Origin of the sequence: Paraburkholderia sediminicola (assembly GCF_046027825.1) — a bacterium.
GTDB classification, from domain to species: domain Bacteria; phylum Pseudomonadota; class Gammaproteobacteria; order Burkholderiales; family Burkholderiaceae; genus Paraburkholderia; species Paraburkholderia sediminicola_D.
In genome coordinates this window covers 49,968-64,176 of sequence record NZ_JAQQDU010000002.1, presented here as the reverse complement: position 1 = coordinate 64,176, position 14,209 = coordinate 49,968, and the positions used below count along the sequence as shown (strand labels likewise).

Annotated in this window: 14 protein-coding genes; all 14 read left to right on the top strand. The window is 64.5% G+C overall.

Annotated features, from left to right (window positions below; all coding sequences use genetic code 11):
* The first annotated feature begins 56 nt into the window (after window positions 1-56).
* The 14 genes from PQQ96_RS01455 to PQQ96_RS01390 all read left to right on the top strand — a co-directional run bounded on the left by PQQ96_RS01455 (window position 57) and on the right by PQQ96_RS01390 (window position 14,169).
* Entirely contained in the window at window positions 57-941 is an 885-nt protein-coding gene (locus PQQ96_RS01455) for a CoA transferase subunit A (RefSeq protein ID WP_408287768.1), read from the top strand.
* Window positions 942-951: 10 nt separating this feature from the next.
* On the top strand, window positions 952-1,749 hold the full coding sequence (locus PQQ96_RS01450) for a CoA-transferase subunit beta (RefSeq protein WP_408287765.1): 798 nt from the start codon (window positions 952-954) through the stop codon (window positions 1,747-1,749).
* A gap of 8 nt (window positions 1,750-1,757) precedes the next feature.
* Complete coding sequence (locus PQQ96_RS01445; protein ID WP_408287763.1) at window positions 1,758-2,660, top strand: enoyl-CoA hydratase; 903 nt, start codon at window positions 1,758-1,760, stop codon at window positions 2,658-2,660.
* Window positions 2,657-3,739 (top strand): NAD(P)H-dependent flavin oxidoreductase, encoded by a 1,083-nt coding sequence (locus tag PQQ96_RS01440; RefSeq protein WP_408287760.1) that lies wholly within the window; start codon window positions 2,657-2,659, stop codon window positions 3,737-3,739. Before PQQ96_RS01445 ends, PQQ96_RS01440 begins: the two co-directional genes overlap by 4 nt.
* 113 nt (window positions 3,740-3,852) lie before the next feature.
* Window positions 3,853-4,671 (top strand): enoyl-CoA hydratase family protein, encoded by an 819-nt coding sequence (locus PQQ96_RS01435; RefSeq protein WP_408287758.1) that lies wholly within the window; start codon window positions 3,853-3,855, stop codon window positions 4,669-4,671.
* Window positions 4,668-5,849, top strand: coding sequence for an acyl-CoA dehydrogenase family protein (locus PQQ96_RS01430; protein ID WP_408287755.1), 1,182 nt, complete (start codon window positions 4,668-4,670; stop codon window positions 5,847-5,849). The genes PQQ96_RS01435 and PQQ96_RS01430 overlap by 4 nt, the downstream gene beginning before the upstream one ends.
* Before the next feature lie 72 nt (window positions 5,850-5,921).
* A complete protein-coding gene (locus tag PQQ96_RS01425) occupies window positions 5,922-6,983 on the top strand; it encodes an acyl-CoA dehydrogenase family protein (protein ID WP_408287753.1) in 1,062 nt (353 codons plus the stop codon).
* Complete coding sequence (locus tag PQQ96_RS01420; protein WP_408287750.1) at window positions 6,983-8,134, top strand: acetyl-CoA C-acetyltransferase; 1,152 nt, start codon at window positions 6,983-6,985, stop codon at window positions 8,132-8,134. The genes PQQ96_RS01425 and PQQ96_RS01420 overlap by 1 nt, the downstream gene beginning before the upstream one ends.
* A gap of 27 nt (window positions 8,135-8,161) precedes the next feature.
* Window positions 8,162-9,037, top strand: a complete 876-nt coding sequence (locus PQQ96_RS01415) for an SDR family oxidoreductase (RefSeq protein WP_408287747.1) — start codon at window positions 8,162-8,164, stop codon at window positions 9,035-9,037.
* Between the two features lie 4 nt (window positions 9,038-9,041).
* The gene (locus tag PQQ96_RS01410) at window positions 9,042-10,400 is read left to right on the top strand and encodes an acyl-CoA dehydrogenase family protein (RefSeq protein WP_408287744.1); all 1,359 of its coding nucleotides are present in this window, start codon (window positions 9,042-9,044) and stop codon (window positions 10,398-10,400) included.
* Window positions 10,400-11,605 carry an acyl-CoA dehydrogenase family protein gene (locus tag PQQ96_RS01405; RefSeq protein WP_408287741.1) on the top strand — a complete coding sequence of 402 codons (1,206 nt, stop codon included), beginning with the start codon at window positions 10,400-10,402 and terminating at the stop codon, window positions 11,603-11,605. The genes PQQ96_RS01410 and PQQ96_RS01405 overlap by 1 nt, the downstream gene beginning before the upstream one ends.
* The gene (locus tag PQQ96_RS01400; protein ID WP_408287739.1) at window positions 11,602-12,405 is read left to right on the top strand and encodes an SDR family oxidoreductase; all 804 of its coding nucleotides are present in this window, start codon (window positions 11,602-11,604) and stop codon (window positions 12,403-12,405) included. The genes PQQ96_RS01405 and PQQ96_RS01400 overlap by 4 nt, the downstream gene beginning before the upstream one ends.
* A gap of 11 nt (window positions 12,406-12,416) precedes the next feature.
* Window positions 12,417-12,923: a MaoC family dehydratase gene (locus PQQ96_RS01395; RefSeq protein WP_408287737.1), complete on the top strand. Its 507-nt coding sequence runs from the start codon at window positions 12,417-12,419 to the stop codon at window positions 12,921-12,923.
* Window positions 12,924-12,963: 40 nt separating this feature from the next.
* Window positions 12,964-14,169: an acetyl-CoA C-acyltransferase gene (locus tag PQQ96_RS01390; protein ID WP_408287734.1), complete on the top strand. Its 1,206-nt coding sequence runs from the start codon at window positions 12,964-12,966 to the stop codon at window positions 14,167-14,169.
* Window positions 14,170-14,209: the final 40 nt, after the last annotated feature.

Here is a 14,209-nt window from a genome sequence, read left to right as displayed (position 1 = left end):
CAGAGAACTCGTAGCAAACCTGCCAGAAACACGCAGGAAACACGCAGGAATAACGCATGAAACCACTCGATAAAACACTCAGCGCACGCGATGCCGTCGCGCAACTCGCCGACGGCATGACGATCGGCATCGGCGGCTGGGGTCCGCGCCGCAAGCCGATGGCACTCGTGCGCGAGATCGTCCGTTCGAATCTGAAGGACCTCACCGTGGTCGCGTATGGCGGCCCGGACGTCGGGCTGCTGTGCGCGGCTGGCAAAGTCCGCAAGCTGGTATTCGGCTTCGTGTCGCTCGACGTGATTCCGCTCGAACCGCATTTTCGCCGGGCACGTGAACAGGGCGCGCTCGACGTGTGGGAACTCGACGAAGGCCTGTTGCAACTCGGCCTGCGCGCAGCGGCGGCACGTCTGCCGTTTTTGCCGACGCGCGTCGGTCTCGGCACCGATCTGCTGAAACACGCACCGCATCTGCGTACCGTGCAATCGCCCTATGGCGGCGAGACGCTGCTGGCGATGCCGGCGCTCGAACTCGACGCCGCGCTGCTGCACGTGAATGCCGCGGACCGGATGGGCAACACGCGTATCGACGGTCCGGATCCTTTCTTCGACGCATGGTTCGCACGTGCTGCGAAGCGGTGCTTCGTCAGCAGCGAGACGCTGGTCGAAACGCTGGCGAGCGAGGACCTCGATCTCGCGCGCCGCAATACCTTCGAACGATCACTCGTGACCGGCGTGGTGCACGCACCGTGCGGCGCGCATCCCACATCGTGCGCGCCGGCTTACGGCTGGGATTTGCCGCATCTGAAGACGTATTGCGCGAGTGCGGAAGATCCGCAACAAACAGCCGCTTACCTGAGTGACGTAGTAGGCGCCGACGAACCGGGCTATCTGCAACGCGCAGGCGGCCGGTCCCATGTAGCGGCGTTGCCGTTGCCGATTCTGTAATGGAGCGCAAATGAGCGACTCTCTCGATTATTCCCTCGCCGAATTGATGATTGCCGCGGCGGCACGCGTCTGGCGTGATGACGGCGAAGTGCTGGCAACCGGTATTGGTACGGGGCCGCGTCTGGCCGCTGGTCTTGCGCGCCTCGCTTACAACGCCGGTCTGATGCTCACCGATGGCGAAGCCTATCTGGTCGAAAGCCCCGTGCCGCTCGGACCGCGTGAAGCGGGTTACCGCGTGCAGGCGTCGGGCTTGATGACCTATGAACGCGTGTTCGATTGTGTGTGGCATGGCAAGCGTCACGCGTTGGTGATGCCCACCCAGATCGACCGCTTCGGCCAGGCCAATATCTCCTGGCTGGGTGACGACTACGCCCGTCCGAAAACGCAATTGCTCGGCGCGCGCGGTTTCCCCGGCAACAGCATCAATCACGCGAACTCGTTCTTTGTCTCCGGCCATAGCAAACGTGCGTTCGTTGCCGGTGAAGTCGACATGGTGTGCAGCGTGGGCTACAACCCGGCGCGCGAAATCCCCGGCATGCGCGCGTTCACCGATCTGCGCAGCGTGATCACCGATTTGTGCGTGATGGATTTCGGCGGCGCGAATCATGCGGTCCAGGTGCGTTCGCTGCATCCTGGCGTGAGCTTTGACGAAGTGCAGGACGCGACCGGTTTCGAATTGCGTGCGCATCCTGAGATGCACGTGACGCCGCCGCCCAGCGTGGACGATCTGCGCATCGTTCGTTCACTCGATCCGCACAACCTGCGTGCGAGCGTTGTGCGCAATAACCCCGCGCCGCGTCGCGTGTGAGGGACATCATGCAAGCCACCCACGAAAGCGTCGTCGAATACAGCGTGAGCGAGGGCATCGCCACGATCACGATGAATCGCCCCGAGTATCACAACGCGCAAAACTCGAAGATGACGTATGCGCTCGACGCGGCGTTCAAGCGTGCGTCGAACGACGATGCGGTGAAGGTCATCGTCCTCGCCGGCGCGGGCAAGCATTTCTCCGCGGGCCACGACATTGGCACGCCGGGCCGCGACATCGACCAGTCGTTCGAGCGCACCTCGCTCTGGTACGACCATGTCGGCAAGGAAGGCGGCGAGTTCCTGTACGCCCGAGAACAGGAGGTGTATCTCGGTATGTGCCGTCGCTGGCGCGATCTGCCCAAGCCGACCATCGCGATGGTGCAGGGCGCGTGTGTGGCGGGCGGCCTGATGCTGGCGTGGGTGTGCGACCTGATCGTCGCCTCGGACGACGCGTTCTTTTCCGATCCGGTGGTACGTATGGGCATTCCCGGCGTCGAGTATTTCGCGCATGCCTATGAGTTGAATCCGCGCATCGCCAAGGAGTTTCTGTTTCTCGGCGAGCGCATGGATGCGGCGCGCGCGTATCAGATGGGGATGGTCAATAGGGTGGTGCCGCGCGAGCGCTTGCAGGACACCACGACGGAAATCGCCGCGAAGATCGCACGCATGCCGCGCCTCGGATTGACGCTGACCAAGCAGGCCGTGAATCACGTCGAAGAATTGCAAGGCAAGCGCGCAGCGATGGATGCGGCGTTCGCATGGCACCACTTCGCTCACGCACACAATGAACTGGTGAGTGGCGACAAGCTGGGTGGCTACGACGCCCGGAAGATGGCCGAGTCGCAGCGGCCTGGTTCCGCTATCGCCACTGCCGTTAGCGAGGCAAAGGCCGACGGAGAAGCCGCATGAGCGCGACGCTGCATACGCCCTTGTGCGATCTGCTCGGCTGTCGCTATCCGATCGTGCAGACCGCCATGGGTTGGGTTGCCGATGCGAAGCTCGTCGCGGCGACCTGCAATGCGGGCGGCTTCGGCTTTCTGGCAGGCGCGACGCTCGAAGCTGAACGTGTGGAAGCGGAGATCCTTCGTGTAAAGGAACTGACGGACAAACCGTTCGGCATCAACTTCCATATGTTCCAGCCGAACGCGGCGCAGGTGGTCGATCTGGCGATCAAGCACCGGTTGCGTGCGGTCAGCTACGGCCGTGGACCTGATGCCAAAACGATCCGCCGTTTCAAGGACGCGGGTGTGATGTGCATTCCGACGGTCGGCGCGCCGAAACACGCGGCTAAGGCCGTCGAACTTGGTGCCGATGCTGTCACCGTACAGGGCGCGGAAGGCGGCGGCCATACCGGCTCGATGCCGACTACGCTGCTGCTGCCCAAAGTGCTGGACGCCGTGAACGTGCCGGTGATCGCCGCAGGCGGTTTCTTCGACGGACGCGGTCTCGCGGCGGCGCTCGGTTACGGCGCCGCAGGCATTGCGATGGGTACGCGCTTTCTGATGGCCGAAGAGTCGCCGGTGCCGCGCTCGACACTCTCGCGCTACGTGGCGGTCAACGATCCTTCGCAAATTCGCGTGTCCGCGGCGCTGGACGGCCTGCCGCAGCGGATGATCGACAACCCTTATCTGCTGCGCCTCGAAGCATTCGGCCCGTTGCGCCGCACGCTCTTTGCATTGCGCACGGCTGAAGCGTGGCGCCGCCAGAGTGGCATGAGCCTGAGCCAGATGGCCGCGCTCGGCTTCAAGGCACTCCGCGATCACAGCTACACCGCGAGCCAGACGCTGATGGCCGCGAACGCACCGTTTCTGATCCAGCGTGCCATCGTCGACGGCAATCCGGACGAGGGCGTGTTGCCGAGCGGCCAGGTGGCCGCGGTGATCGGCGCGATCGAACCGTGCGAGACCTTGATCGCGCGCATCGTCGACGAAGCCGTGGTGCGGCTCGATGCACTGGCGGCTGTGCGCGGCGCGCCGGTTCACGCGTGAATCGACCCATGACGCCACGCACGATCCAACGTATGCGCCACTGCACGAGGCCACGTGTGACCCAGCGCGTGACTCACTAAAACAAACCCACATCATTCACCAGGGGCGGAGACATGACAGAACCCATCAATAGCGTTCGCTCGCTGCCGTTCAAAATTGAACGCGAAGGCGGCATCGGCGAACTGGTGATCGACCAGCCGCCGGTCAACGCACTCGACGCGCGCGGCTGGCAAGCGCTGGCCGATGCAATCGACGCGCTCGGCCGCGACGACAGCGTGCACGTGATCGTGCTGCGCGGCGCAGGCCGCGGCTTTTGCGCTGGCGTCGATATCAAGGAGTTGGCGGCGCATCCCGAACGGATCGTCGCGGTCAATGCCGGCAATTACGCGACCTTTCGCGCGGTGCACCGCAATCCGAAGCCGGTGATCGTCGCGGTGCATGGCTTTGTGCTAGGTGGCGGCATCGGCATCTGCGGCGCGGCGGACGTGATCGTGGCGTCCAATTGCGCGCGCTTCGGCGTGCCCGAGATCGACCGGGGCGCGATGGGTGGCGGCGCGCATCTGCAGCGCATGTTCGGTGTGCAGAAGGTACGCGCAATGTATTTCACGGGCGACATGGTCGACGCCGCTGAAGCCTATCGGCTTGGCGCGGTCGAGCGCGTGGTGCCGCGCGAACAACTTCGCGAGGCTGCGTTCGAGATCGCCCGCAAGATCGCCGCGAAGAGCCCCGCGATGCTGCAGCTCGCGAAAGAAGCGCTGAACGGTGTCGAAGACGGCGACCTTGAAGACAAATACCGCTGGGAGCAGGGCTTTACTTTGCAGGCGTATATGACGAACGATTCGGCGGAAGCTCGCTCGGCCTTCGTCGAAAAGCGCGACGCGCAGTTCAATGGCGGCAATGAGGTCGAACACAAAGCCGGAGTGCGCGCATGAAGCTCGACTACACGCCGGCGCAACGCGCGTTTCGCGCCGAGATTCGCAGCTGGCTCGCGGCCCACGTGCCGCGCGAACCGCTGCCGAGTTTCGATACCGAAGCGGGTTTTGCCGCGCACAGGGAATGGGAACGCACGCTTCATTCAGGCCGCTGGAGCATGGTGACGTGGCCGCGCGAACTGGGTGGACGCGGTTGCGATCTGATCGAGTGGCTGATCTTCGAGGAAGAGTACTGGCGCGCCGACGCACCGATGCGCGTGAATCAGAACGGCATCTTCCTACTCGGCCCGACCTTGATGGACTTCGGTACGGACGAGCAAAAAGCCCGCTTTCTGCCGGCGATGGCAGCGGGCGAACACGTATGGGCACAAGGGTGGTCTGAGCCCAACGCCGGCTCCGACATGGCCGCGATCCGCGCGAGTGCGATTCGTACCGATGAAGGCAGGGGCGGCGAATACATCCTGAACGGCCAGAAAATCTGGTCGACTCGCGCGGTGTGGGCCGACTGGCTGTTCGGCCTGTTTCGCAGCGATCCGCAATCGACCCGTCATCACGGCCTGACCTTCCTGATGGTGCCGCTTTCGACGCCGGGTATCACGGTGCGGCCGATCCGTCAGTTGAACGGTCACACCGGTTTCGCCGAGATTTTCTTCGACGAGGTGCGAGTACCGGTCGAGAACCGTCTCGCCGGTGAAGGCATGGGCTGGCAGGTCGCCATGGCAACTGCCGGGTTCGAACGCGGCCTGATGCTGCGCTCGCCCGCACGTTTTCAACGTACCGCCGAAGCGTTGCGCGCGCTTTATCTGGCGCACCGCTCGGAAGCGGACCGCGATCCGACCTTGCGCGACCGGGTGATCAGCGCGTGGATGGATGCGCAGGCCTACGCGCTCTCCACCTACGCCACCGCGAGCCGTTTGCAGAAGGGCGGCCACATCGGTGCGGAGTCGAGTACCAACAAGGTGTTCTGGTCCGAACTCGATCTGCGTATGCACCAGACCGCGCTCGATATTCTCGGCGCGCGCGCCGAGGTCGTGCCGAACACGCACGAGCAACACGCGGCGCTCGGCAATTGGCTCGACGGTTTCCTGTTCGCGCAGGCCGGGCCGATCTATGCGGGCACCAACGAGATCCAGCGCAACATCGTCGCGGAACGGATGCTGGGAATGCCGCGCTCGTGATGCCGGTGCTGCAAGCGGTATGCAACCCGCTGCAGCCCGCATTCAGACGCTTAAAGGATTGAGCGAGGAACTATGGATTTCGTATTCAACGAAGATCAGGAAGCATTGGCGAGCAGCGTCAAACGCTTTCTGATGACGGAGATGACGCCGGAGTTGATCCGTGAGTTGTGGAACACCCCCACTGGCCGCTCGGAGCGCATGTGGGACATGTTCGCATCGCAAGGGCTGACGGCCGTGTCGGTGCCGGAAAGTCACGATGGAATGGGACTCGGCGACGTGGAGTGGGCGCTGCTCGCGCAGACCTATGGGTATTTCGCGGGACCCGAACCGTTACTCGATACGGCGCTGGTGGCTGTCGGCATGCTGGAAGGTTTGCCGGAGAGCGCGCGACGCGATGCGCTGTTGCGCGATATCGCGGCGGGTTCGGCGCGTGTGGCGATTGCGCATCCGGTGAATCCGTATGTCAGCGATGCGCACGTCGCGAAGGTTCTGTTATGCGAGCGGGAGGGCGAGTTGCATTGGCTCACGCCCGACGCGTACAAATTGAATGCCGTGGAAAGCATTGACCCTTCACGCCGGCTGTTCGAACTCGACTGGCAGGCGACGCCGGGTACACGCGTGGCCACGGCCGCCGAGGCGCAATCTTTGCTGGCGCGCGCACTCGATCAAGGCGCGTTTGCTGTCGCCGCGCAATTGCTGGGCCTCACGCAACGCGTGCTCGACGTCGCAATCGATTACAGCGCGCAACGCAAGCAGTTTGGCAAACCGATCGGCTCGTATCAGGCGCTCAAGCATCTGCTCGCCGACGTCGCGATCCGTTATGAGTTCGCGCGACCGGTGGTGTACCGGGCCGCCTGCGCGATCGCGGACAACGACCCGAATCGCGCGCTTTACGTCTCCCACGCGAAACTCGCCGCTACCGCCGCTGCGCAGCTTGCCGCTCGCCATGCGATGCAGGTGCACGGCGCGATCGGCTACACGTGGGAGCTGGATTTGCAGATCTTCATGAAACGCATCTGGGCGCTCTCGGGCAGTTGGGGCGATACGACGTTTCACAAGACCCGCGTGGCCGATGCGCTGATCGAGCAATGTACCCCGATCGGCCACGCCCGTACTTTCGAACTGGAATCGTGATGAAACAGGCTTATATCGTCGATGCGTTGCGCACGCCGACCGGGCGCCGCAAAGGCGGACTCGCGCAGGTCCACGCCGCGGATCTCGGCGGCTTCGTACTCAAGGAACTGGTCGCCCGTAACGGCATTCCCGCCGATGAATACGACGACGTGGTGTTCGGCTGCGTCGATACGATCGGCCCGCTGGCGGGCAATATCGCGCGCACCTGCTGGCTCGCCGCAGGCCTGCCGCTGACCGTGCCCGGCGTCACGGTGGACCGGCAATGCGGTTCCTCGCAGCAGGCCGTGCATTTTGCCTCGCAGGCCGTAATGAGCGGCACGCAGGATGTGGTGGTCGCGGGCGGTGTGCAGACCATGACGCAGATTCCGATTTCGTCGGCGATGACGGCTGCCGAGCCGCTCGGTTTCACTGACCCGTTCTCGGGCAGCATCGGTTGGCGCGCGCGTTTCGGCGACGCGCCCGTCTCGCAGTTCCATGCAGCGCAACGGATCGCGGATCACTGGAATCTGTCGCGTGAAACGATGGAGCTGTACGCGCTGGAGAGTCACCGGCGCGCTCTGGCGGCGATCGAAGGCGGTCACTTTGCGCGGGAAATTGTGCCAATCGCCGGCGTCGTACACGACGAGACGCCGCGCAAGGACACCACGCTCGAAAAGATGGCTTCGCTCCAGCCGCTGATGCCGGGCGGCGCGCTGACGGCGGCCGTTTCCAGCCAGACGTGCGATGCCGCTGCCGCTTTGCTGATCGTTTCCGAAGACGCGCTCAAGCGCTACGGCCTCACGCCGCGGGCGCGCATCCATCACCTGAGCGTACTCGGCGACGATCCGCTGTGGATGCTCACCGCGCCGATTCCCGCGACACGTCACGCAATGAAGAAGGCCGGCCTCGCGCTGGACGACATCGACGTGGTGGAGCTGAACGAAGCATTTGCCTCGGTGGCGCTCGCATGGCTGGCCGAAACGCGCTATCCGCACGAGAAGACCAATCCGAACGGCGGCGCGATCGCGCTCGGCCATCCGCTCGGCGCCACCGGCGCGCGGCTGATGACAAGCCTGCTGCACGAACTCGAGCGCACGCAAGGCCGCTACGGTCTGCAAACGATGTGCGAGGGCGGCGGTCTTGCCAACGTCACGATCATCGAGCGCCTGTAAGCGCATCACTGTCTACGAGGATCAAGCATGGGAATCTGCAACGAACGCACCGTGATCATCACCGGCGCGGGTGGAGGGTTGGGCCGCGAATACGCGCTGGCGTTTGCCGCCGAAGGTGCCGCGGTGGTGGTCAACGATATTCGTCAGGAAGCCGCGCAAGCCGTTTGCGACGAGATTGTGCGAGCCGGCGGCCGGGCGCTGGCCAACATTGACGACATTACGCACATTGAGACGGCGCAACGCATCATCGACGCTACGCGCGAAGCCTTCGGCGAGATTCATGTGCTGGTGAACAACGCGGGTATCTGTCGCGACCGGATGTTCACCAGCATGACCGAAGCCGATTGGGACGACGTCATGCGGGTGCATCTGCGCGGACATTTCTGTCTTTCGCAACTGCTGGCACGTGAGTGGCGTGACGCGTCGAAGGCGGGGCGCGAGGTGGATGCGCGCATCGTCAACACCAGTTCGGGGGCGGGTCTGCAAGGGTCGATCGGCCAGGCGAACTATGGCGCGGCCAAAGCGGCCATCGCGGCATTGACGTTGATGCAGGCCGCGGAGTTGCAACGTTATGGCGTGCGGGTGAATGCGTTGGCGCCGGCGGCGCGTACGTCGATGACCGAAGGCGTGTTCGCCGACATGATGAAAAAGCCCGCCAATGGCTTCGATTATTTCGATCCGGCCAACGTCGCGCCGCTGGTCGTCTGGCTCGGCAGCGTTGAATCGCGCGATGTGACCGGGCAGGTGTTCGAAGCGGCGGGCGGCATGATCGCTGTCGCCGAAGGCTGGCGCACGGGGCCGCGCATCGACATTGGCGCACGCTGGCAAGTCACGGCACTGGGTGGCGCGGTGGCGGCCCTGGTTGCGCAACGTGAACCGGCGCAGCAGGTCTACGGAAGCTGACGCGATGAACCTCGCTCTCTCCGAAGAACAAACCATGATTCGCGACTCGGCGGCCGAGGTGCTGGGCGAGCGCAGCGCATCGGCGGCGGTGCGGCAGGCGATCGAACACAGCGCGGGCCGCGACGAGGGTCTGTGGCAGACAGTCGCCCGCGAACTCGGCTGGTGCGCGCTGACCGTGCCGGAAGCGGCGGGTGGTGCGGGCCTGGGCGCGCTGGAACTGGTGCTCCTGATGGAACAGATGGGGCGGCGCCTTGCCTGCGTGCCTTACTTCGCCACGGTGTGCCTGGCGGCGACGGCGTTGGCGCAGTGCGAATCAGAGGTGGCGCGCGCGTGGCTCTCGCGGATTGCAAGCGGTGATGCGAGCGCGACGCTGGCGTTGCAAACAGGGTCCAGCTTCGACGCAAGGACGGGTTCTGCTTGCGCAGCGGCCGGCTCCGATGCACGCGCGACTTCTGTGGTCGCTGCTGCCGGCATCGATGGGCGCAGGGCATCGGCTTACGCTGCGCCCGGCTTTGATGCACGTACGGTGGCGGTTTACGCGGAAGAGACGGCTCACGGCTACCGTTTGTCGGGGACGTTGGCACAAGTTGTCGACGGTGCGAGTGTCGATCTGTTGCTCGTGCCCGCATTGATCGCGAACGAAGCGCAAACCATCACGCTGTTCGAATTGAACTGCGCTGATCTTGCGGGCCTCACCCGCGCACCGCTTGTCACGCTGGATGCGACGCGTCCATTGGCGCGCATCGAGCTGGATGCGGTCGATGTGCCGCGTAACGCGCTGCTGGCGTGTGGCAGCGAGGCGCAACGCGCGCTGTCGGATACCGCTTGGTTTGCAGCGCTGGCGCTGGCTGCCGAACAGCTCGGCGGCGCGCAGCAATGCCTCGACCTCACGCTTGCCTATACGGCGGAGCGCGTGCAATTTGGCCGCGCGATTGCGTCGTTTCAGGCGATCAAACACCGCTGTGCGCAGATGATGGTCGAGATCGAGGCGGCCCGTTCGGCCGTGCTTGGCGCGGCGCAGGCGTGGGATCAGGCGCGCTGTGAAACGCGGGATCAGGCAGGCGCTTCGTTACCACCCGAAGTGCTGGCCGATATCGCCACAGCCAAAGCCACCGCCAACGACGCCTTCCGCTTCTGCGCTCAGGAAGCGATCCAGTTGCACGGCGGCGTCGGCTTCACCTGGGAATACGACCCACAACTGTATTTCAAACGCGCGCAGGCTTGCAGCGCGCAGTTCGGCACGAGCGCGCAGATGCTGTCGATTATCGCGGAGCAGGTGATCGATCGTGGCGAGGCTTCGAGTACAGCGCTGTCGCCTGCCTATGCCGACCACGCACAAGCCGTCCTCGCGGGAGTCCTTTGATGAACAGCGAAACGCAACAGCAACGCTTGCGCGTGGAAGTCGCCGACTGGATGCACACGCATCTGAGCGGCGAGTTCGCCTGCCTGCAATTCCGTGGCGGCCCCGGCGACGAAGAGGCCTATCCGGCGCTGCGCAAGAAGTGGGAACGTGAACTGGCAAGCGGCGGCTGGACGGGTCTGGGCTGGCCGACAGAGCACGGCGGCCGTGCGATGTCCGTCGCTGAACAGGTGGTCTTTCACGAGGAATATGCACGGGCCGGTGGTCCAGGGCGCATGGGTCATATCGGCGAGGGCTTGCTCGGACCGACCCTGATCGCATGCGGTACCGAAGATCAACGTCAGCGCTTTCTGCCCGGCATCCTGAACGGCACGCAGTTCTGGTGCCAGGGCTATTCGGAACCGGGCGCGGGTTCCGATCTCGCGAACGTCCGCACGCGTGCGGTCCGCGACGAAAACGGCAATTGGCGCGTGCATGGCCAGAAAGTCTGGACATCGCTCGCACACGATTCCGACTGGATCTTTGTCATCGCGCGCACCGATCCGGAATCGCGCGGTAATCGCGGACTGTCGTTTTTCTTGATGCCGCTCGATCAACCCGGCATCGAGATTCGTCCGATCAAACAATTGAACGGCGGCGCCGAATTCAACGAAGTGTTCTTCGACGGCGCGCTCGCCGCCGCTGAAGATCTGGTCGGCGCCCCCGGCGACGGCTGGCGCATTGCGATGACGCTGCTCGGCTTCGAGCGCGGCATGTCCACGCTCGGTCAGCAGATGCAGTTCATCCGCGAACTCGAATGGGTGGTCGACGCGGCGCATGAAGCGGGTGTCGCGAATGATCCGCTGATTCGCCAACGGATCGCGCGAGCGTGGGCGGGCTTGCGCGTGATGCGCTACAACGCGCTGCGCATGCTGGCCGATGCCGATGCCGACGCCGGCGAAAACGGTGGCGGCGCGCTGGGCCGTGAAGCGCTGATCTACAAATACTACTGGTCGAACTGGCATCGCGAGCTCGGCCAACTGGCGATGGACGTGCTTGGGCCAGACGCCAATCTGATCGACAGCGCCGACGCGAAGCGCACCCGCCTGCAGGGCGTGTTCCTGTTCTCGCGCGCGGACACGATCTATGCGGGCACCAACGAAATCCAATTGAACATCATGGCCGAGCGCGGGCTCGGCATGCCGAGAGAACCCCGAGGAACGCTATGAACGAGTCTCAAATGGTGCGCACCGCGCCTGCCTATGTGCCGGGTCATCAACTGCTGGCCGGTAAATCCGTGCTGATTACGGCGGCCGCCGGTGTGGGCATCGGCTTTGCCGCCGCCAAACGCTGCGCGGAAGAAGGTTGCCGCGCGCTGTTCATCTCCGACATCCACGAGCGGCGCCTTGCGCAAGCAGTCGAAACCCTGCGTGCGGAAACGGGCTTACAAGCGATTTACGGCCGTCTGTGCAACGTCTCGGTGGAAGAAGACGTACGTGCGCTGGTGGCGGACGCCGAAGACAAGATGCAAGGCGTCGACGTGCTGATCAACAACGCCGGGCTCGGCGGCGCGCGTCGCATCGTCGAAATGGACGATGCCGAATGGTCGCGGGTGATCGACATTAGCCTGACTGGCACCTTCCGCATGACGCGGGCGATGTTGCCGCATATGCAGCAGCGCGGCCGTGGTGTGATCGTGAATAACGCGTCCGTGCTCGGCTGGCGGGCGCAGGCGGAACAGGCGCATTACGCGGCGGCGAAGGCCGGCGTGATGGCGCTGACGCGCTGCGCCGCGCTCGAAGCCGCGCCGTACGGTGTGCGCATCAATGCGGTGGCGCCAAGTATTGCACTGCATGATTTTCTGAAGAAGTCGGCTTCGGCCGATCTGCTCGATCAACTGGCGTCGCGTGAAGCATTTGGACGCGCCGCCGAAGTGTGGGAGGTAGCGAACGTGATGGTCTTTCTGGCAAGCGACTACGCGTCGTATATGACCGGCGAAGTGCTGTCGGTCAGCAGTCAGCACGCGTGATGGAGAGCCTCATGACTGAAACGCGGGCTGAAGTGCAGGCCGAAGTGTGCGGCAATCCGCAGCCGGCTCGCGTGTTCGCTCATCCGGACGAACTGGTTGCCGCGGTTGGCGAACGGCTCGGCGAAAGCGCGTGGATGCAGGTCGAGCAGGCGCGCATCGCGCTGTTCGCGGACGCCACGCTCGATCATCAATGGGTCCATGTCGATGTCGAACGCGCGCAACAAGGCCCGTTCGGCGGCTGTATCGCCCATGGCTTCCTGACGCTTTCGCTCGTCAATTTCTTTCTGCCGCAGATCGTGCGCATCGACGGCGCGCGGCTCGGCGTCAATTACGGCTGCGACAAGATCCGCTTCCCCGCACCGGTGCGAGCCGGCGCGCGGATCCGCGGGGTCGGCCAGTTGCTGCGCGCCGAAGCGATTGAAGGCGGCGTGCAGGCCTGGATTCGCGTGACCGTGGAGATCGACGGCGAGACCAAACCCGGTTGCGTGGCCGACACCATCAGCCGCTACTACCTGTAGCAACCCGAAGAAACCTGTAGAACCCGTAGAGGAATAGTTCATGAACGAAGCGGTCATCGTCTCGGTTGCGCGTACACCGATCGGCAAAGCATTTCGCGGCGTGTTCAACGACACCGAAGCGCCCGCACTCGGCGGCCATGTGGTGCGGGCCGCGGTCGAGCGCGCGCAACTCGCCCCCGCCGATATCGACGACGTGCTGATGGGCTGCGCCGCGCAGCAGGGTAGCCAAGGCTACAACATCGGCCGGCTCTCGGCGGCTGCGGCGGGTTTGCCGGCTTCGGTGCCGGGCATGGCGATGGACCGGATGTGCTCGTCGGGCTTGATGACGATCGCGACGGCCGCGCAAAACATCCTGTGCGGCGACGCGCGGATCGTGGTGGCGGGCGGTGTCGAGTCGATCACACTGACGCAGAACAAACACAAGAATGCGTATCGGGCGCGCTCCGACGCGGTGCTCGCGCATCAGCCGGCGGCGTACATGGCGATGATCGAAACGGCGGAAATCGTCTCGCGCCGTTACGGCATCTCGCGTGAGGCGCAGGACGAATACGCGCTGGCGAGCCAGCAGCGCACGGCCGCGGCGCAGGCAGCGGGCCGTTTCGACGAAGAGATCGTGCCCTTCGATGCGCAACGCGCGCTGTTCGACAAGGAAGGCAAGCAGACCGGCAGCGAAAGCGTGTGTGCCACGCGCGACGAATGCAATCGCGCGGACACCAGCGCGGCCAGTCTGGGGGCGCTGAAGCCGGTCTGGAGCGGCGGCGAAGCGGTCGCGCAAGGCGAGTTCATCACCGCCGGCAATGCGTCGCAACTGTCCGATGGCGCGGCAGCGGTCGTCGTGATGAGCGCTGCGGAGGCTAAGCAGCGCGGCTTGAAGCCGCTCGGCATCTATCGCGGCATGGCGGTGGCGGGTTGCGAGGCGGACGAAATGGGCATTGGCCCTGCGCTCGCGGTGCCGAAACTGCTGGCGCGCCACCGGCTGACGGTGAACGACATCGGCCTGTGGGAGATGAATGAGGCGTTCGCGTGCCAGGTCATTTACTGCCGCGATCAACTGCATATCCCTGCCGATCGTCTGAACGTGAACGGCGGTGCGATCTCGGTCGGCCATCCGTTCGGCATGTCCGGCACCCGCATGACGATGCACGGTTTGCTCGAAGCGAGGCGGCGCGGCGTGCGCTATGTCGTCGTGACGATGTGCGTCGGCGGCGGGATGGGCGCGGCGGCACTCTTCGAAACCGCGGCGTAGACCGCGGTCAGAGCTTTGCATGGGACCAGAGTAAGGCGTT

Excerpts from the sequence above, each read along its gene's own strand:
- PQQ96_RS01405 (WP_408287741.1), top strand. The coding sequence starts at position 10,400 with ATGAACAGCGAAACGCAACAGCAACGCTTGCGCGTGGAAGTCGCCGAC.
- PQQ96_RS01390 (WP_408287734.1), top strand. The coding sequence starts at position 12,964 with ATGAACGAAGCGGTCATCGTCTCGGTTGCGCGTACACCGATCGGCAAA.
- PQQ96_RS01425 (WP_408287753.1), top strand. The coding sequence starts at position 5,922 with ATGGATTTCGTATTCAACGAAGATCAGGAAGCATTGGCGAGCAGCGTC.
- PQQ96_RS01400 (WP_408287739.1), top strand. The coding sequence starts at position 11,602 with ATGAACGAGTCTCAAATGGTGCGCACCGCGCCTGCCTATGTGCCGGGT.
- PQQ96_RS01440 (WP_408287760.1), top strand. The coding sequence starts at position 2,657 with ATGAGCGCGACGCTGCATACGCCCTTGTGCGATCTGCTCGGCTGTCGC.
- PQQ96_RS01445 (WP_408287763.1), top strand. The coding sequence starts at position 1,758 with ATGCAAGCCACCCACGAAAGCGTCGTCGAATACAGCGTGAGCGAGGGC.
- PQQ96_RS01430 (WP_408287755.1), top strand. The coding sequence starts at position 4,668 with ATGAAGCTCGACTACACGCCGGCGCAACGCGCGTTTCGCGCCGAGATT.
- PQQ96_RS01415 (WP_408287747.1), top strand. The coding sequence starts at position 8,162 with ATGGGAATCTGCAACGAACGCACCGTGATCATCACCGGCGCGGGTGGA.
- PQQ96_RS01450 (WP_408287765.1), top strand. The coding sequence starts at position 952 with ATGAGCGACTCTCTCGATTATTCCCTCGCCGAATTGATGATTGCCGCG.
- PQQ96_RS01410 (WP_408287744.1), top strand. The coding sequence starts at position 9,042 with ATGAACCTCGCTCTCTCCGAAGAACAAACCATGATTCGCGACTCGGCG.
- PQQ96_RS01395 (WP_408287737.1), top strand. The coding sequence starts at position 12,417 with ATGACTGAAACGCGGGCTGAAGTGCAGGCCGAAGTGTGCGGCAATCCG.
- PQQ96_RS01435 (WP_408287758.1), top strand. The coding sequence starts at position 3,853 with ATGACAGAACCCATCAATAGCGTTCGCTCGCTGCCGTTCAAAATTGAA.
- PQQ96_RS01455 (WP_408287768.1), top strand. The coding sequence starts at position 57 with ATGAAACCACTCGATAAAACACTCAGCGCACGCGATGCCGTCGCGCAA.
- PQQ96_RS01420 (WP_408287750.1), top strand. The coding sequence starts at position 6,983 with ATGAAACAGGCTTATATCGTCGATGCGTTGCGCACGCCGACCGGGCGC.